The following is a 17,303-nucleotide window of genomic DNA, read 5'->3' as shown; positions in this document are numbered from 1 at the left end:
TCTCGTCGCCTTGCCCTCCCGACCGGTCCTGCTCGGGCCCCGTTGGCGGTTAAGAATGCGAATGCCGCGCGTGGGGACGCGCGGCATGGGTCTTCCGGATTTTCCTGTCGGGGCTCAGATGCCGTCGCCGACGAAGGCTTTCTCGACCACGTATTCCAGCGGCTCGGAATTGGCACCCTCGCGGAGGCCGTAGCCTTCCAGCACGGTCTTGACGTCCAGGTTGAACTGGAGCGATCCACAGACCATGGCGCGGTCCTCGGCCATGTTCATCACCGGCACGCCCAGATCCTCGAACACCTTGCCCGAGGTGAGGTTGTCGGTGATCCGGCCCATCCGGTCCGAGGTCTCGCGCGTGGTGGTCGGATAGTAGAGCAGCTTGTCGCCCACCATCTCGCCGATCAGCGGGTCGTCCTTGAGGCTCTCGACCAGTTGCCGGCCGTATTCCAGCTCGGCCTTCTCGCGGCAGGTGTGCATCATGATCACCTGCTCGTAACGCTCGTAGGTGTCAGGGTCGCGCATCAGCGAGGCGAAGGGCGCAATGCCCGTCCCGGTCGCAAGGAACCAGATCCGCTTGCCGGGCAGCAGGGCGTCGAGGACGAGCGTCCCCACGGGCTTCGGCCGCAGGATGATCTGATCGCCCGGCTGGATGTGCTGAAGCCGCGAGGTCAGCGGTCCGTCCGGCACCTTGATCGAGTAGAACTCGAGCTCTTCGTCCCAATTCGGCGAGGCGATGGAATAGGCGCGCATGATCGGCTTGCCGCGCTCGTCGAGCAGTCCGATCATCACGAACTCGCCCGAGCGGAACCGCAGCGACTGCGGACGGGTCACGCGGAAGGAAAAGAGACGGTCCGTCCAATGCTGCACCGTGGTCACGGTCTGCGCATCGGGCAGGGTCTTCACAATGGCGGCGTTCTGGTTCATGGCTCGGTCCCCTTGGTCCGCTCTTTCAGTAAAACTTCGCACCCGGCGAAGAAAGGGCGGAATCAGCCTTTAAGCTGCGACTGATAGTCATGGTTTTGCCAGTCGGCCCGGAAGAGCCACTGGTCCTCGGGCTGGCGGGCGGCCAGATCGTCGGGGATCTCCACCTCGTCGAAGCCGGAACGGCGGGCCATGGCGTACTGATCCGCGATCAGCGGACCGTGCGCGCGCAGCCGGCCCTGGTAGCCCATCCGCCGCAGCCGCTTGGCCAGAGTGAAGCCGCGCCCGTCGCTGAAGGAGGGAAAGGCGATGCGGATGAGGCCGAGCTGCTCCAGCCGGTTGCCGAGCCGCGCCGGATCGTCGGTATTGGCCAGATCGACGGCCTCCGCTCCGTCGGGCAGCGCGTCGAGAGGGGCGATTTCGCCCGCCCAGTCGTCCTTCGCGAAGCCCTTGTCGGTGACGATGACGCTCATGCTGCGTCCTCCTCCTTGGTCACCGGCCCGCGCACCGCGCGACCGTTGATGAAATGGATGCCGCATTCGGTCTTGGCGCTGCCGCGCCAGCGCCCGGCACGAGGATCCTCGCCCTCGGCCACCGGCGAGGTGCAGGGCTCGCAACCGATGGACGGATAGCCCTTCGCCACCAGCGGGTGCCGCGGCAGGTTGTTGTTCGAGATGTATTCCTCGAGATCCTCGCGGCCCCAGTGGGCGAGCGGGTTCACCTTGATCCGCCTGTCGTCCTCGGCTTCGAAGAACTCGACCGCGGCCCGGCTGCCGCTCTGGTAGCGCTTGCGCCCCGTGATCCAGCCGTCGAAGTGCCGAAGCGCCCGCTCCAGCGGCTCGACCTTGCGGACGGCGCAGCAGGCATCCGTGTTGTACTGGTTCAGCGTGCCGTCCGGATCCTCGAAGGAAATGCGCGGCTGCGTCGCCCGGATCGTGCGGACGTCGCAGAGATGCAGCGTATCGGCCAGCTGGCGCTGGTAGTCGAGTGTCTCCTGGAACAGCATCCGCGTGTCGATGAAGATCACCGGCGTCTCCGGCGCGATGACCGACACGAGATGCAGAAGCACCACCGACTCGGCCCCGAAGGACGAAACCAGGGCAACCCGGCCCAGGTCCGCGTCCTTCAGCGCATGTTCGAGCACGGCGGTCGCGCCGTGGTGCTTGTAGCGGGTGTTCAGCGCGGCGACCCGGTCGGCCACCGTGCCCTGCGGGACCTCACGCAGCATCCTTGGCGCCTTCCCCATTGTAGAGCGCGGCCTTGAAGGGCGCGGGCCCCACGCGCCGCAGCGTTTGCAGGAAGGTCTCGGAAGCTTCGCTCCGGACCTCGAGATAGGCGCGGACGATCCGCTCGATGGCGGGCACGATCTCGTCATAGGCAAAGCCCGGGCCGGTCTTCTCGCCGATCGTGGCCGTCTCGGTCCCGTCGCCGCCGAGCGTGATCTGGTAGTTCTCCACGCCCGCACGGTCGAGGCCGAGGATCCCGATATGACCGACATGGTGGTGGCCGCAGGCATTGATGCAGCCCGAGATCTTGATCTTCAGCGGCCCCACGTCATGCTCGAGCTTCAGCTCCTCGAAGCGCAGGGCGATCTCCTGCGCCACCGGGATCGAGCGGGCGGTCGCCAACGCGCAGTAATCCATGCCCGGGCAGGCGATGATGTCCGAGATCAGCCCCACATTCGCCGCGCCGAGACCCGCCTGCACGAGGGCGGCATGGACCGCCGGCAGGTCCGACTTGTGGACATGCGGCAGGATCACGTTCTGCTCGTGGCTGATGCGCAGCTCGTCGTGGCCGTAGCGCTCGGCGAGGTCCGCCATCACCCGCATCTGCTCGGCCGTGGCATCGCCCGGCGTGGCACCCGGCGCCTTCAGGCTGATCGTGACGATGGCATAGTCGCCGTTCCGGTGCGGGGCGAGATTGGTGTCGGCCCAGGCGCGGAAGACCGGGTCGGCCCGGTAGAAGTCGTCATACGCAGTCGTCGGCGCCTTGCGGAAGGCGGGCGGAGCGAAGGCCTTCTCGATCTCGGCCAGCAGCGCCTCGTCCTGCCCGGCGAACTCGGCGCGCGTCTCGAGGAAGCGCTGCTCGATGATCTCGCGCAGCGCCTCGAGCCCCGTCTCGTGGACGAGGATCTTGATGCGGGCCTTGTACTTGTTGTCCCGGCGCCCGAGTTCGTTGTAGACGCCGAGGATCGCCTCGACATAGGGAAGCAGGTCCGCCTTCGGCAGGAAGTCGCGGACGACGCGGCCCACCATCGGCGTCCGGCCGAGACCACCGCCCACGATCACCTCGAAGCCCGGCTCGCCGGCGTCGTCGCGCACCATGCGCAGGCCGATGTCATGCGCCTTCGTCACCGCCCGGTCGTTGGGGGACCCGGTGATGGCGATCTTGAACTTGCGCGGCAGGAACTGGAACTCGGGATGGTCGGTCGACCACTGGCGCAGAAGCTCGGCCACCGGGCGAGGATCCTCGATCTCGTCGGCGGCGGCACCGGCAAAATGGTCCGCCGTCACGTTCCGCACGCAGTTGCCCGACGTCTGGATGGCATGCATCTCGACATCGGCCAGAGCCGAAAGGATCTCGGGCACGTCCGGCAGCTTCGGCCAGTTGAACTGGATGTTCTGACGCGTCGTGAAATGTCCGTAGCCGCGATCCCAGCGTTCGGCGATCATGGCAAGCTGGCGCATCTTGCGACTGTCGAGCGTGCCGTAGGGGATGGCCACCCGCAGCATGTAGGCATGGAGCTGCAGGTAGAGCCCGTTCATCAGGCGCAGCGGCTTGAACTCGTCCTCGGTCAGCGAGCCGTCGATGCGGCGGCGGACCTGCTCGCTGAACTGCGCGACACGGGTGCGGACGAAGGCTTCGTCGAAGTCGTTGTAGCTGTACATGGCTGCCCCTTCCCGGTGCGCGGCGTCAGAGCGCCGCCACCTCCTGCTTGCCGTGGCGATAGTTCGAGGGACCGCGCGTGCGGAACACCTCGCGGAAGTGAATCGGCTCCGGTCCATCCGGGCCTGCCTTCGCATCTGCGAGATAGGCGCCGACCACCTCGGCCGTCCGGGCCGCGGCATGCAGCAGGCGGAGTTGGGCGTGGGCCTCGTCCTCGATCAGTTCGGCCTCGTGATGATGGCGGGTCCAGCGGTCGTCCGCCGTGAGATAGACGACGTCGCCCTCGAGGAGGGCATTGGCGGTCACGACCTTCGGGATGAACGGGCGGCTCATGCGGTGGCTTCCTTCAGCAGGGGCAGGGCCGCCGCAGCGCGGCGTGGCGCGAGCCCATAAAGCACGATAGCCGGGCCGGAGAGTCCGGCAACGGCGTCGGAGAGGGTCGAGAGCGTCCCGGCGACGATCCGCTCGTCGGACCGGCTCACGTTCTCGATGACTGTCACGGGCGTATCGGCGCTGGCGCCGTGCATCATCAGGCGGCCCTGGATGAAGCGGGCCGACTTCTTGCCCATGTAGATCGCGGCGACCTCGCCCGGACGCGCGAGTCCGCGCCAGTCCTGCTCGGCGAATCCCGCCATGTCGTGGCCGGTGAGGATGCGGAGCGAGGCGTTGCGCCCGCGCTTCGTGAGGCCTTGCCCGATCGTCGCGGCCGCGGCGGCCGCCGTCGTCAGCCCCGGCACGATGCGCCAGCCGATGCCGGCCGCGTCGAGCGCCTCGATCTCCTCGTCCAGCCGGCCGAAAATGCCGCTGTCGCCCGACTTCAGCCGTACGACGCGCCGCCCCGTCGCCGCATGCTCGACGATCAGCGCATTGATCGTCTCCTGCGGCACCGAGGGGCCGAAGCCTTCCTTGCCCGCCTCGATCCGAAGAGCCGAAGGCGGGATGAGATCCAGGATCTCCGGCCCGACCAGACGGTCGTGGATCACGACGTCGGCCTGCGTCAGCGCCCGACAGGCGCCCATCGTCAGGTGGTCGACCGAGCCGGGACCGGCGCCGACGAAGATGACCTGTCCGGGGGCGGTGAGCGCTTGCAGCATCCTTGCCATCCATCGCTGGGAGTTCATCACGCAATGTAGGACATCTTCCCCGTCATTCGCCATATCCGCTTGCAGATAAGGAAGATTGTTCCATACGATGCGCATCGTGGAACGAGGTTCCACGGAACGGGGAGTTGCGCGGATGGCGGTCCGGATGGACGAGATGGACAGGAAAATCCTTGTCGAGCTGCAGGCGGACGCGAGCCAGTCGCTGGACGAGATCGCCCGCAAGGTGGGCTCCTCGAAGACGCCGGTCTGGAATCGGATCCGGCGGATGCGCGAGGCAGGCGTGATCCTGCGGCAGACCTCGCTGCTGGACCCCGAGGCGCTGGGGCTCGAAGCCTGCTTCTTCGTGCTGATCCGCACGTCCGAGCACGAGGCGGAGTGGCAGCGCAAGTTCCTCAAGGCCCTGCGGGAACGCCCCGAGGTGCTCGAGGCGCACAGGCTGGCTGGGGACATCGACTACATCCTCAAGGTTCGCGTCGCCAATGCACGGGCCTACGACACCTTCTATCAGGCGCTGATATCCGAGGTGCGTATCTACAATGTGACGGCCCTGCTCTCGATGGAGGAGATCAAGGCGACGACCGTGCTGCCGGTCTGAACCTGTAAGCCGGCCTCGCGCGCCTGCCGCACCTCCTTCATTCTCGCCCAAATATCCCGCGGGGGTGCGGGGGCGCGAAGCCCCCGCCGGCGCCGGTCTTACCGCTCGACGATCAGCCCCTCCAGCCCGCGGAAGTGCCAGCTGTCCGACCAGCGCGGCGGTTTCGCCAGTCGCAGCGCGGGAAGCCGCGAGAACAGGATCGGCAAGGCCGTCGTCAGTTCGAGCCGGGCAAGCGGGGCGCCGAGGCAGAAGTGCACGCCCGCGCCGAAGGCGAGATGAGGCTTTTCGGGCCTGTTCCAGAGAAATCGGTCCGGCTTGTGCCACGGCCCGGGATCGCGGTTCGCCGCCGCAAGAAGCAGGGCCACCTCGTCTCCCTCGGCGAAGGAATGCCCCATGATCTCCACCGGCGCGTAGGCCATGCGGCGGAAGAGATGGAGGGGCGGGTCGAAGCGGAGAAGTTCCTCGACCGTAGCGCCGACATTGGCAGCCGACAGCGCCTCGGGTGGCGTCCGGTGACGGAGCAGGGTCGTCACCGCATTGCCGATGGCGTGGACTGCCGCCTCGTGACCCGCATTGAGGATCAGGATGCAGGTCGAGACGATCTCGTCCGTCGAGAGTTGCTGCCCGTCCGCCTCGGCGGCGATCAGATGCGTCAGCAGGTCATCCGCGGGCCGACTGCGGCGCGCGTCGATGTAGAGGCGCAGGAATTCGGCGAAGACGGCGGCGGCCGCGGCGGCGCGCTCCTCGATCTCGCGGCTGCGGCCTGCCTGATACATCGCCACCATGGCAGAGGACCAGCGCAGCACCTCGGGTGCCAGCGCGTCCGGAATGCCGATCACCCGGGCGATCAGGGTGATCGGCAGGCGCTGGCTGAAAGCGGGCAGCAGATCGAATGGCCCTTCCGGCAGATCGTCGATCAGGCGATGGGGGAGCGCGGCGATCTCCGGCTGCAGGGTGCCGATGCGGCGCGTGGTGAAGGCCCGGAGCACCAGGTTGCGCAGGCGCGTGTGGCGCGGCGGTTCGAGTTCGAGCATCGAATGCTCCTCGACAGCCGCGAAGGCGGCGAGGTGTTCGGGCATCGGCTCGCGCCTCGTTGGCGGGATCTCGCGGCCGAAGCGACGGTCGCGCAGGATGGCGCTGGTGGCCGCATGTGACATGGTGCAGACGAGGCCGAGTTCCGCCCAATGGAAGAACGGCCCCGCGGCCCTCGCCTTCCGATAGAAGCGATAGGGGTCGCGGAGGAAGCTCCGGTCGTGGGGGGATTGGCTCAGGATCTGCATCGGTGCGGGCGAATGTCGGGGAGCGGCGCAGGGAATGTCAGGGTCGCGTGGGTGAGCGAAGGTCGCCTGCGTCGGGACAAGGATGGACGAGCCCTGCCAGACTGTCCAGTTCGCGCGGCCAGAACATCAACTTCATCAGAACGGAAGAGTGCCGCAAGCGCGTTCGCATCGTCCTGCGTCCTGTCCGTCGGACCGCTGCTCCGTGCCACAGCCATCGCCGACCAAGGGTAATACGCAGCGGCGCCTTCCGGTGCCAATGCCGCGCAGGCGGCAATGGCATGACGGGTCCGGGCATCTGCGCCAAGTGGCTCATGCATGCCGGGTGGCCGCGCATCTGCACAGTGCACGCATCTCCGGCCAACCCGGACCCGATTGCTGCGGAATGCAGGCCGTCCGGTCAGGCGGCCGAGAGCGCCGCGACGATCCCGCCGAAATCGGCCGCCTTGAGGCTGGCCCCGCCGACGAGCGCGCCGTCCACGTTCGGGACGGCAAAGATCTCGGCCGCGTTGGACGGCTTGACCGATCCGCCGTAGAGCAGTCGGAACCCGTCCGCGTCGCCGAAGCGCTCTGCGAGGCGCGCCCGCAGGAACCCATAAACCTCGGCGATCTCCGCCGTGGTCGGAGTGCGGCCGGTGCCGATCGCCCAGACCGGCTCGTAGGCGATGACGGTGTTCGAGGCAGAAGCCCCATCCGGCACCGAGCCGGCGAGTTGCGCGCCGATCACGTCGAGGGTCTGGCCGGCATCCCGCTGCGCCTCGGTCTCGCCGACGCAGACGATGGCGACAAGGCCCGCCGAATGCGCGGCCTCCGCCTTCAGCCGCACGAGCGAGTCGCTCTCGCCATGGTCGGCCCTCCGCTCGGAATGGCCGAGGATGACGTGGCTCGCGCCGGCATCGGCCAGCATCGCCGCCGACACGTCGCCGGTGTGCGCGCCGGACACCTTCGGATGGCAGTCCTGTCCGCCGACCATCAGGTCCGAGGTGGCTCGTGCGGCCATGCGGGCAAGCAGCGTCGCGGGCGGGCAGATCAGCATCTCGCAGTGCGGCGCCGGATGTGCGGCCATGAGTGCATCGATCTCGGCGAGATCGGCCTCGACCCCGTTCATTTTCCAGTTGCCCGCTGCAAGCTTGCGCATGTCTGTCCCCTGTCGGTTTCGCTGGGACTAGTTAAGCGATCCTGACGTGCGGGGAAAGCCTCGGGGGCCGCTCAGGCCTCTGCGTCGCGGAACTTGATCGATTCGCCGCACCCGCAGGCATCGACGACATTGGGGTTCCGGAACTTGAAGCCCGACTCGATGAGGCCGGTCTCGTAGTCGATCTCGGTTCCGAAAAGGAACATCTGCGCCATGGGGGCAATCATCACCCGCGCGCCGTCCTGCTCGACGGTCTCGTCCATCGGGTTGATGTCCGACACGTAGTCCATGGTGTATTCCATGCCAGCGCAGCCGCCCTTCTTCACGCCGATGCGCAGACCCTTCGAGCCCTGCCTGTCCATCAGCCGTGCGATCTGCCGCGCCGCGGCTGGGGTCAGGGTCACGGCCTGCTTGCCGGGGATGGAGAACATCTGAAAACCTCTCGCTTGTGAGGCGGATATGGGAGGTGCGCGTCGCGGTCTCAAGCCCGGCAGCCGCCGCTGCCTTGCTGGCGCCGCACCGGATCTACATGAAGCCGAGTTCCAGCCGCGCCTCGTCCGACATCATGTCCATTCCCCAGGGAGGATCGAAGGTCATGCCGACGACCACAGACTTGACGCCGGGAATCGGCTCGACCGCATCCTGCACCCAGCCGGGCATTTCTCCTGCCACCGGACAGCCGGGTGCGGTCAGGGTCATCAGGATCTCGACATCGTTCTCGCCCGAAATGTCGATCGTGTAGATCAACCCGAGGTCGAAGATGTTCACCGGGATCTCCGGGTCGTAGACCGTGCGGCAGGCCTCCACGATGGTGTCGTAGAGCGGATGGTCGGTCGTCGATGGCTTGATGAGGGGTGCGCCCTCGATCATGTCCTGCTGCTGGTTCATGAGACTCTCGCGCGGTTTGTTGACTGATTATATAGGGAATGCGGCCCCCGAGGTCCAGTGCCGCGACGGCAGTCGGCCTGCAGCAAGGGAGTTTGCCCGAAGGCTGGGCATTTCGGCCCAAGGATCAGCCGTTCGCGACCCGGCGAAGCGGGTTCGCAGTCCCTCCGGCAGCGCGCGATGAGGGGATAAGCCGGAAGCACGCAGGCGGAACGAGCCGGAAAGCAGCATGGAAGAGCGCGCACCCGCGACCGGGCGACACCACACTGCGGATCGGGAGAGGCTGAATGGCGCACCCGACACGATTCGAACGTGTGACCTCTGCCTTCGGAGGGCAGCGCTCTATCCAGCTGAGCTACGGGTGCGTTGGCGGGCGGTATAGCGGCTTGCCGGGCGGGCTGCAACAGGATGCTGCAGGCCCGGCTGACTTTCATGGGGGGGCGGCTGCGCCGGGAGCCTGCGACTTCACATTGCGGGCAGGATCCGGCTGGTTTGTGGTTCCGGCGGCACATCCTGACAGGCGCGGGCTTGCAGGCACGGGCCGGGCATCCGAGAGCGGAACTTGTCGCGATCAGGCCGACTGGTTCACCCCGATCACCTTCCAGCCCGACGGATCCAGGGCCATAGAGGTGACGGACAGCGGCTCGATCCGGTGGCCGAAGGCCTCCTGCACGCCGAGGCCGAGGGACAGCTGCAGGCTGACGAGGATCGGCCCGAAATGCGAGACGATGACCACGTCTTCTCCGTCGTGATGCTCGCAAATCTCGCGTATCGCGGCGGTCACGCGGTGCCGCAGCTCGTGCCACGTTTCCCCTCCGGGAGCGCGAGCCGGGCCGGCATCCTGCCAGAAGGCGCGCATCCGCCGCGGCGTGCCGGCCTCGATCGCGGCAAAGCTCCGCTCCTCCCAGGCGCCGAAGTGGATTTCGCGAAGCCTCGGATCGTGGGCGAGGCGCATCCGGCCCTCGGCCAGTGCATCGGCCGTGGCGGAGGCGCGGACCAGATCCGACGATATGAGCAATGCGCCTCGCGGCAGGGCCGCGTCTAGGCGCGCGAGAGTGGCCTCGTCGGACAGGTCCGCCGGGCGGTCCGTCCAGCCGAGCATCACCGTCGCATGGGTCGGGCCGTGGCGGACCCAGTGAAGCCGGATCACGCGGCGACCTCCGGCATGCGGCCCTTCAGCACCATTGGCAGGCCGGCCATGACTGCAACCACGAGCCCCGCCTGCGCCGCGAGCCGCTGGTTCAGGCGCCCCTGTTCGTCGCGGAAGCGCCTTGCCAGAGAATTTTCGGGAACTATCGCCCACCCTACCTCGTTTGAGACCACGACAACGGGTGCAGGACAGGACCCAAGCGCGTGAAGAAGCACGGCGATCTCGGCATCGATGTCGCTTTCGGCCCACAGATGATTGGACAGCCACAGCGTCGCGCAATCCAGCAGGACGCAAGCCTCGGGAGGCATCCGTGACAAGGCAGGAGAGAGATCGCGCGGCTCCTCGACGGTGTGCCAGCCGTCGCCCCGGTCGCGGCGGTGAGCCGAGATCCGTTCGCGCATCTCGTCATCCCATGCTTCGGCCGTTGCAAGGTAGAAACGGGGGCGGCCCGAACCGATGACCAGCTGCTCCGCCATTCGAGATTTTCCGGACCGTGCCCCCCCAAGCACCAGCGTGAGTGGTGGCAGTGTGAAAACATGTGATCCGGACATGTGTTTTTTCCGTAGTATTTCCCGAGACGCGACCGGGTTCGACAGGGGGTCCTGATGGCACTGGACGGATATACCGATCAAACGATGTCACGCCAAGCGATGAGGGCGGAGCTTCTGGATGCCGAAACCGAGCTCCGCCTCGCCTATGCCTGGCGGGATCAGCGCGACGAGCGGGCGCTGCACCGGCTGATTACGGCCTACATGCGGCTCGCCATCTCCATGGCTTCGAAGTACCGCCGCTACGGCGCGCCGATGAACGACCTCATCCAGGAGGCGTCGCTGGGCCTGATGAAGGCCGCAGACAAGTTCGACCCCGACCGCGGCGTGCGCTTCTCGACCTATGCCGTGTGGTGGATCAAGGCATCCATCCAGGATTACGTGATGCGGAACTGGTCGCTGGTGCGCACGGGCTCGACCTCCAGTCAAAAGGCCCTCTTCTTCAACATGCGGCGGGTTCAGGCCCGGCTCGAGCGTGAGGCATCCCAGCGCGGCGAGCAGCTCGACGCGCATCAGCTGCGCGAGATGGTTGCGCATGACGTGGGGGTCCCGCTGTCCGATGTCGAGATGATGGAGGGGCGGCTCTCCGGGTCGGATTTCTCGCTCAATGCCACGCAATCGGCCGAGGACGAGGGGCGCGAATGGATCGATGCTCTCGAGGACGATTCGGCGCAGGCTTCCGAGGTGGTCGAGGGATCGCTGGATGCCGAGCGGCTTCGCGGCTGGCTTGTGGCCGCCATGCAGCAGCTGAACGCGCGCGAACGCTTCATCGTGACCGAGCGGAAGTTGCGCGATATGCCCCGGACTCTGGAAAGCCTCGGCGAAGAACTGAAGCTCTCCAAGGAGCGGGTGCGGCAGCTTGAAGCAGCTGCCTTCGCGAAGATGCGGCGGAGCCTTGAAGCCCAGTCGCGGGAGGTGCATCATTTTCTTCTATGAAGCAGAGCCTCCTTCTTGCGGCAGGGCTGGCCGTCGCGGCCCGGCCGGGACTGGCTGACCGGATCCAGCCGGCGGATCTTGCCCGCCTGCCGCCCGCCGATGTCGTGATCCTGGGCGAGGTGCACGACAATCCCCGTCACCATGAAAATCAGGCCGTGGCGGTTGCGGGCCTGAGGCCGTCGGCTCTGGTCTTCGAGATGCTTACACCGGAAAAGGCGGCTCTGGTCGCTCCCCGGTTGCTCGGCGACGAGCGCAAGCTTGCCGCGGAACTTGAATGGGATCGTTCTGGCTGGCCGGATTTCGCTTTGTATCATCCGATATTCCTGGCTGCGCCCGAGGCGCAGGTGTTCGGTGCCGAGATTTCGCGTGAGGACGCGCGGGCAGCGGTGAAGTCGGGTGCGGCCGCGGCCTTCGGGGCCGAGGCACCGCGCTTCGGCCTCGATCTTCCGCTCGACGCGGCCGATCTGGCGGATCGCACGGAAGAGCAACGCGTCGCGCATTGCGACGCGCTTCCGCCCGACCTGCTGCCGGGCATGGTCGAGGCACAGCGCCTGCGCGATGCCGCGCTCGCCCGGTCGGTGCTGCAGGCGCTGGACGAGACCGGCGGCCCGGTAGCAGTGATCACCGGGACAGGCCACGCGCGGCGCGACAAGGGTGTTCCGTCTGTCCTCGCCCACGCCGCACCTGAATTGCGCGTGCTTTCCGTGGGCCAGTTCGAGACTTCCCCGGAAGGAGAGGTGCCGTTCGACCTCTGGCTGGTGACGGCTCCGGTCCCGCGCGACGATCCCTGTGCCGACCTCGTCGGCGGCATGGAGCGCTGAAGAAGTGTCCGAGCGCCAAGCGCCCCCCGGCAAGGCAGGCACCGGCGGTGGGCGCGGGGCTTTCGGGCAGGTCATGGCGCGGGTTGTCAGTCCTCGCCGCCCCCCCTACACCTGAGGCTCTGCCTCGGGGGCGCGGGATGCTGGACGGAAAGCGCATACTTCTGATCATCGGCGGCGGGATCGCGGCCTACAAGGTTCTGGAACTGATCCGCCGTCTGCGCGACCGCGGCTGTGCGGTGACGCCGGTGATGACCCGCGCGGCGGCCGAGTTCGTGACCCCTCTTTCGGTTTCGGCTCTGGCGGGCGAGGCGGTCCACCGGGAACTCTTCGACCTCACCCAGGAGGCCGAGATGGGTCACATCGCGCTGTCGCGTGTGGCGGATCTCGTGGTGGTGGCGCCGGCGACGGCCGACCTCATGGCGAAGATGGCGCAGGGCCGGGCGGACGATCTTGCCTCGACCTTGCTGCTCGCAACGGACACACGGGTGCTGATGGCCCCGGCCATGAACGTGCGGATGTGGGAGCATCCCGCGACGAAGCGCAACCTGGCCACCCTGCGCGGAGACGGGGTGCTGGCCGTCGGACCGAACGAGGGCGACATGGCCTGCGGCGAATTCGGCTTCGGGCGCATGGCCGAACCTGCGGAGATCCTCTCCGCCATCGAGGGCGCACTCGGCGGCGGCCCGATGGCGGGACGGCGGGTACTGGTGACCTCTGGACCCACGCACGAGCCGATCGATCCCGTGCGCTACATCGCCAACCGCTCGTCCGGGGCGCAGGGCACGGCGCTGGCTGCGGCTTTGAGGGACCTTGGCGCCCGGGTGACCTTCGTGACCGGGCCGGCGGCGGTCGCGCCACCCACGGGCGTGGAACTCGTCCGCGTCGAGACGGCGCGCGAGATGATGGCGGCGGTCGAGGCGGCACTGCCCGTCGATGCCGCCATCTTCGCGGCCGCGGTGGCGGACTGGCGGGTGGCCAACGCCGCCTCGTCGAAGATGAAGAAGGGATCGGGCGGACCGGCGCTGGACTTCGCGGAGAACCCGGACATCCTGGCGACCGTCGCCCGGCGAGCCGAGGGCAGGCCACGGCTGGTGGTGGGCTTCGCGGCCGAGACGGATGAGGTCGTCGCCCATGCGACCGCCAAGCGCGCGCGCAAGGGCTGCGACTGGATCGTGGCGAACGATGTCTCGCCCGGCACGGGGATCATGGGTGGGTCGGAGAACGCGGTGCACCTGATCACCGAGGCGGGGGTCGAGGACTGGCCCCGCATGGGCAAGGACGAGGTGGCGCGCAGGCTGGCGGCCCGGATCGCCGAGCGTCTCGCCTGAGGAGCCGTGCGCCTCCGGCGGGGATATTTCAACGAGAATGAAACGGCGGACTGAAGGGGAGACGGAGATGCGGCCGGTGGTGAGGGTGATGCGCGAGGATTGGGCGGATGCGGCGCTGCCGCTGCCCTCCTATGAGACCGCGGGAGCCGCCGGGGCCGATCTGCGGGCGAACCTGCCCCCCGACATCCGGGCTGAGGGCATCGAGCTTGCGCCGCTCGGCCGGGCGCTGGTGCCCACGGGCCTGCGCGTCGAGATCCCTGACGGCTTCGAGCTGCAGATTCGTCCCCGTTCGGGATTGGCGCTGAAGCACGGCATATCCCTGCCCAACAGCCCCGGGACCATCGACGCCGATTACCGCGGCCCGCTTGGCGTGATCCTCGTCAACCTCGGCGCCGAGCCGTTCCGCATCGCTCATGGCGACCGGATCGCGCAGATCGTGGTGGCGCCCGTCGTGCAGGCGCTGTTCGAGCCGGCGGCGGAGCTGGGCGAGACGGCGCGCGGCGCAGGCGGCTTCGGATCGACCGGAACCGCGTGATGATGGCGCTCGTCCTCTTCGGGGCTGTGCTGTGGGGACTTGGCTGGGTCCTCGGCGTGCCGATCCGGCTGCGGGCCCTGCTGCTCGCCTGCCTCTGGCTGGGGGTCGTGCTCGCGCACCTGCTGCTGCCCGATGCGCATCCGTTCCGGCTTGCGACCGGCGGGCGCGCCGAGCCCTGGCTGGTGCTGGGTGGTCTCGCGGTGCTGGTTCTCGGCTATCGCTGGATGCTCTTCGCGCTGCGCCGGCGCGCGCAGGCCCGGGTGACGGCACGGCCTCCGGGCCTTTTCCGGCCGGTCGAGCTGGAGCGCTACGCGCGCCACATCATGCTGCGCGAGGTGGGCGGGCCTGGTCAGAAGCGGCTGAAGGAGGCGCGCGTTCTCGTGATCGGCGCGGGGGGCCTGGGTTCGCCCGCGCTCCTCTATCTCGCGGCGGCGGGGGTGGGGACCGTGGGGGTGATCGACGCGGATCAGGTGGAGGCCTCGAACCTGCAGCGGCAGGTGATCCATACCGATGCGCGGATCGGCTGGCCCAAGGTCCATTCGGCGGCCGAGGCGATGCGGGCGCTCAATCCCTTCATCGAGGTCCGGCCCTACGAGAAGCGGCTGACCGAGGAGAATGCGGCGGCGCTCCTTGCCGACTACGACCTGATCCTTGACGGAACGGACAATTTCGACACGCGCTATCTCGTCAACCGGGTGGCGGTCGAGGCGGGCAAGCCGCTGATCTCCGGTGCCATCGCGCAGTGGGAAGGGCAGGTGAGCCTCTACCATCCGGCAGAGGGCGGGCCCTGCTTCCAGTGCACCTTCCCGGAACGGCCCGCTCCGGGCCTCGTGCCCACCTGCGCAGAGGCGGGGGTCATCGCGCCCTTGCCGGGGGTGGTGGGCTCGATCATGGCGGTAGAGGCGGTCAAGCATCTGACCGGCGCCGGCGCCACCCTGCGCGGCGCGCTTCTCATCTACGACGCGCTTTGGGGCGAGACACGGCGGATCGGGCTGAAGCCGCGGCCCGGCTGCCCCGTCTGCGGCGGATCGGGCAAAGCCGCCTGATCGGCGGGGCAGGCAGGGCCGGCTGACTGGCCACGGGACACAGCCGCCTGATCGGCAGGGATGGACGGCGGGCAGGTCGCGCCCTAGCCTTGAAGGCGAAGGAGACCCGCCATGACCAATCCGCTGCTCACCCCCTGGGCCACGCCCTTTGCCCTGCCGCCCTTCGCCGACATCCTGGACGAGCAGTTCGGTCCCGCCATCGAGGAGGGACTGGCCGAGGCGCGCCGGGCCATCGCGGCCATCGCGGACAATCCCGAGGCGCCCGGCTTCGCGAACACCATCGAGGCGCTGGAACTGGCCGAGGAGACGCTCGATCGGGTGGCGGGGGTGTTCTACAACCTCGCCGGCGCCGACAGCAACGAGGCGCGGGAGGCGCTGCAGCGCGAGCTTGCGCCGAAGATGTCGGCCTTCTCCTCCGAGATCGTGAACAACCGCCCGCTCTTCCGGCGGATCGAGACGCTCTGGCAGGGGCGCGCGGGGCTCGGCCTGTCGCCCGAGCAGGAGCGGGTGCTGTTGCTTTACCGGCGCATGTTCGTGCGCTCGGGCGCCGAGCTGGAGGGGGCCGAGGCCGAGAAGTTGACAGCGGTCAAGGCGCGGCTTGCGGTGCTGGGCACGACCTTCTCGCAGAACCTGCTGGCCGATGAGCGCGACTGGATGATGCCGCTCGCCGAGGAGGATCTGGAGGGGCTGCCCGATTTCGTCATCGAGACCGCGCGGGCGGCGGGAGCCGAGCGCGGCGCCGGAGGGCCGGTGGTCACGCTCAACCGCTCGCTGATCGTGCCCTTCCTGCAGTTCTCGCCCCGGCGGGAGCTGCGGCGGCGGGCCTACGAGGCCTGGGTCGCTCGTGGCGCGAACGGGAATGCCACGGACAACCGCGCGGTTGCGGCTGAAATCCTCGCGCTGCGGTCCGAGCGGGCGCAGCTTCTGGGCTATCCTGACTTCGCCTCCTACAAGCTCGAGACCGAGATGGCCAAGACGCCGGAGGCGGTGCGCGAGCTGCTGCTGCGGGTCTGGGCGCCCGCCAAGGCCCGCGCCGAGGCGGACCGGGCGGTGCTCGAGGCGATGATGCACCGCGACGGGATCAACGGCGATCTCGAGCCCTGGGACTGGCGCTACTATTCCGAGAAGCGCCGCGCGGCCGAGTTCGATCTCGACGAGGCGGCACTGAAGCCCTACCTGCCGCTCGACCGGATGATCGAGGCGGCCTTCGACTGCGCGCAGCGTCTGTTCGGGCTGGAGTTCCGGCCGCTCGACGTGCCGCTCTATCACCCCGACGTGCGGGCCTGGGAAGTCACGCGCGAGGGGCGGCACATGGCGGTGTTCCTCGGCGACTATTTCGCGCGGTCCTCGAAACGGTCGGGCGCCTGGTGCTCGACCATGCGCGGGCAGCGCAAGCTCGGCGGAGAGGTGCGGCCCATCGTGGTCAATGTCTGCAACTTCGCCAAGGGCGAGCCCGCGCTCCTGTCCTGGGACGATGCGCGCACGCTCTTCCACGAGTTTGGACATGCGCTGCACCAGATGCTGTCGGACGTGACCTACGGCTTCATCTCGGGCACCTCGGTCGCCCGCGACTTCGTGGAGCTGCCGAGCCAGCTCTACGAGCACTGGCTCGAGGTGCCGGAGGTGCTGGAGGCCCATGCGCGGCACTGGCAGACCGGGGCTCCGATGCCGGCCGAGATGCGCGAGCGGCTGCTTGCGGCCTCGACCTACGATCAGGGCTTCGCGACGGTCGAGTTCATCTCGTCGGCCATGGTGGATCTGGCGTTCCACGAGGGCGCGCCGCCGGCCGATCCGATGGCAAAGCAGGCGGAGGTGCTGGAGGGGCTCGGGATGCCGAAGGCGATCCGGATGCGCCATGCGACGCCGCATTTCGCGCATGTCTTCTCTGGCGACGGCTATTCCGCGGGCTATTACAGTTACATGTGGTCCGAAGTCATGGATGCGGACGCCTTCGCGGCCTTCGAGGAGGCGGGCGGCGCCTTCGATCCCGGGATGGCGCGCAAGCTCGAGCGGCATGTGCTCTCGGCGGGCGGGTCGGAGGAGGCGGAGGCGCTCTACACCGCCTTCCGCGGCCGGATGCCGGGTGTGGAGGCGCTGCTGCGGGGCAGGGGCCTGCTCGACGCCGCGTGACTGCGGGTGG

Annotated in this window: 19 protein-coding genes and 1 tRNA gene; 7 read left to right on the top strand and 13 right to left on the bottom strand. The window is 68.2% G+C overall.

All coding sequences use genetic code 11. The features are described from left to right. Positions 1 to 114 precede the first annotated feature (114 nt). The 6 genes from ACTVZP_RS10520 to cobA form a co-directional block, all read right to left on the bottom strand. Complete coding sequence (locus ACTVZP_RS10520) at positions 115 to 921, bottom strand: ferredoxin--NADP reductase (RefSeq protein ID WP_443212110.1); 807 nt, start codon at positions 919 to 921, stop codon at positions 115 to 117. A gap of 62 nt (positions 922 to 983) precedes the next feature. After that, the gene (locus ACTVZP_RS10515; protein WP_443212109.1) at positions 984 to 1,391 is read right to left on the bottom strand and encodes a DUF934 domain-containing protein; all 408 of its coding nucleotides are present in this window, start codon (positions 1,389 to 1,391) and stop codon (positions 984 to 986) included. Further along, positions 1,388 to 2,146: a phosphoadenylyl-sulfate reductase gene (locus ACTVZP_RS10510; RefSeq protein WP_443212108.1), complete on the bottom strand. Its 759-nt coding sequence runs from the start codon at positions 2,144 to 2,146 to the stop codon at positions 1,388 to 1,390. The genes ACTVZP_RS10515 and ACTVZP_RS10510 overlap by 4 nt, the downstream gene beginning before the upstream one ends. Next, positions 2,136 to 3,806 (bottom strand): nitrite/sulfite reductase, encoded by a 1,671-nt coding sequence (locus ACTVZP_RS10505; RefSeq protein ID WP_443212107.1) that lies wholly within the window; start codon positions 3,804 to 3,806, stop codon positions 2,136 to 2,138. The genes ACTVZP_RS10510 and ACTVZP_RS10505 overlap by 11 nt, the downstream gene beginning before the upstream one ends. Before the next feature lie 25 nt (positions 3,807 to 3,831). Beyond that, positions 3,832 to 4,137: a DUF2849 domain-containing protein gene (locus ACTVZP_RS10500; RefSeq protein ID WP_443212106.1), complete on the bottom strand. Its 306-nt coding sequence runs from the start codon at positions 4,135 to 4,137 to the stop codon at positions 3,832 to 3,834. Then, positions 4,134 to 4,898 carry a uroporphyrinogen-III C-methyltransferase gene (gene cobA / locus ACTVZP_RS10495; protein ID WP_443212105.1) on the bottom strand — a complete coding sequence of 255 codons (765 nt, stop codon included), beginning with the start codon at positions 4,896 to 4,898 and terminating at the stop codon, positions 4,134 to 4,136. The genes ACTVZP_RS10500 and cobA overlap by 4 nt, the downstream gene beginning before the upstream one ends. Before the next feature lie 142 nt (positions 4,899 to 5,040). Here cobA and ACTVZP_RS10490 point away from each other — a divergent pair, with 142 nt between their 5' ends. Then, the gene (locus tag ACTVZP_RS10490) at positions 5,041 to 5,502 is read left to right on the top strand and encodes an Lrp/AsnC family transcriptional regulator (protein ID WP_443212104.1); all 462 of its coding nucleotides are present in this window, start codon (positions 5,041 to 5,043) and stop codon (positions 5,500 to 5,502) included. A gap of 98 nt (positions 5,503 to 5,600) precedes the next feature. Here ACTVZP_RS10490 and ACTVZP_RS10485 read toward each other — a convergent pair whose 3' ends face one another. The 7 genes from ACTVZP_RS10485 to cobU form a co-directional block, all read right to left on the bottom strand. After that, a complete protein-coding gene (locus ACTVZP_RS10485; RefSeq protein ID WP_443212103.1) occupies positions 5,601 to 6,782 on the bottom strand; it encodes a cytochrome P450 in 1,182 nt (393 codons plus the stop codon). 397 nt (positions 6,783 to 7,179) lie between these two features. Further along, entirely contained in the window at positions 7,180 to 7,917 is a 738-nt protein-coding gene (gene tpiA / locus ACTVZP_RS10480; RefSeq protein ID WP_443212102.1) for a triose-phosphate isomerase, read from the bottom strand. Between the two features lie 71 nt (positions 7,918 to 7,988). Beyond that, the gene (locus ACTVZP_RS10475; RefSeq protein WP_443212101.1) at positions 7,989 to 8,345 is read right to left on the bottom strand and encodes a HesB/IscA family protein; all 357 of its coding nucleotides are present in this window, start codon (positions 8,343 to 8,345) and stop codon (positions 7,989 to 7,991) included. A 94-nt stretch (positions 8,346 to 8,439) separates the two neighbouring features. After that, positions 8,440 to 8,802 (bottom strand): SUF system Fe-S cluster assembly protein, encoded by a 363-nt coding sequence (locus tag ACTVZP_RS10470; RefSeq protein ID WP_443212100.1) that lies wholly within the window; start codon positions 8,800 to 8,802, stop codon positions 8,440 to 8,442. Between the two features lie 285 nt (positions 8,803 to 9,087). Further along, positions 9,088 to 9,164 (bottom strand) — tRNA-Arg (locus tag ACTVZP_RS10465). A gap of 206 nt (positions 9,165 to 9,370) precedes the next feature. Then, positions 9,371 to 9,949: a histidine phosphatase family protein gene (locus ACTVZP_RS10460; protein ID WP_443212099.1), complete on the bottom strand. Its 579-nt coding sequence runs from the start codon at positions 9,947 to 9,949 to the stop codon at positions 9,371 to 9,373. Further along, positions 9,946 to 10,500, bottom strand: a complete 555-nt coding sequence (cobU, locus tag ACTVZP_RS10455) for a bifunctional adenosylcobinamide kinase/adenosylcobinamide-phosphate guanylyltransferase (RefSeq protein ID WP_443212304.1) — start codon at positions 10,498 to 10,500, stop codon at positions 9,946 to 9,948. The genes ACTVZP_RS10460 and cobU overlap by 4 nt, the downstream gene beginning before the upstream one ends. A gap of 54 nt (positions 10,501 to 10,554) precedes the next feature. On the opposite strand from cobU, the gene ACTVZP_RS10450 reads away from it, so the two are divergent. From ACTVZP_RS10450 to ACTVZP_RS10425, 6 genes are all read left to right on the top strand, one after another. Further along, on the top strand, positions 10,555 to 11,433 hold the full coding sequence (locus tag ACTVZP_RS10450; RefSeq protein WP_443212098.1) for an RNA polymerase factor sigma-32: 879 nt from the start codon (positions 10,555 to 10,557) through the stop codon (positions 11,431 to 11,433). Continuing rightward, positions 11,430 to 12,254 (top strand): ChaN family lipoprotein, encoded by an 825-nt coding sequence (locus tag ACTVZP_RS10445; RefSeq protein ID WP_443212097.1) that lies wholly within the window; start codon positions 11,430 to 11,432, stop codon positions 12,252 to 12,254. Before ACTVZP_RS10450 ends, ACTVZP_RS10445 begins: the two co-directional genes overlap by 4 nt. A gap of 137 nt (positions 12,255 to 12,391) precedes the next feature. Next, positions 12,392 to 13,582, top strand: coding sequence for a bifunctional phosphopantothenoylcysteine decarboxylase/phosphopantothenate--cysteine ligase CoaBC (coaBC, locus tag ACTVZP_RS10440; protein WP_443212096.1), 1,191 nt, complete (start codon positions 12,392 to 12,394; stop codon positions 13,580 to 13,582). A gap of 67 nt (positions 13,583 to 13,649) precedes the next feature. Then, a complete protein-coding gene (gene dut, locus ACTVZP_RS10435) occupies positions 13,650 to 14,117 on the top strand; it encodes a dUTP diphosphatase (RefSeq protein ID WP_443212303.1) in 468 nt (155 codons plus the stop codon). Further along, complete coding sequence (locus ACTVZP_RS10430; protein ID WP_443212095.1) at positions 14,117 to 15,163, top strand: HesA/MoeB/ThiF family protein; 1,047 nt, start codon at positions 14,117 to 14,119, stop codon at positions 15,161 to 15,163. The genes dut and ACTVZP_RS10430 overlap by 1 nt, the downstream gene beginning before the upstream one ends. Before the next feature lie 111 nt (positions 15,164 to 15,274). After that, a complete protein-coding gene (locus ACTVZP_RS10425) occupies positions 15,275 to 17,293 on the top strand; it encodes a M3 family metallopeptidase (protein ID WP_443212094.1) in 2,019 nt (672 codons plus the stop codon). Positions 17,294 to 17,303: the final 10 nt, after the last annotated feature.

The sequence above is a fragment of the Rhodobacter sp. NSM genome (genome assembly GCF_052244495.1).
Lineage (GTDB): Bacteria > Pseudomonadota > Alphaproteobacteria > Rhodobacterales > Rhodobacteraceae > Cereibacter_A.
The sequence above is the reverse complement of the archived record's forward strand: the minus strand, read 5'-3'. Positions and strand labels throughout refer to the sequence as shown.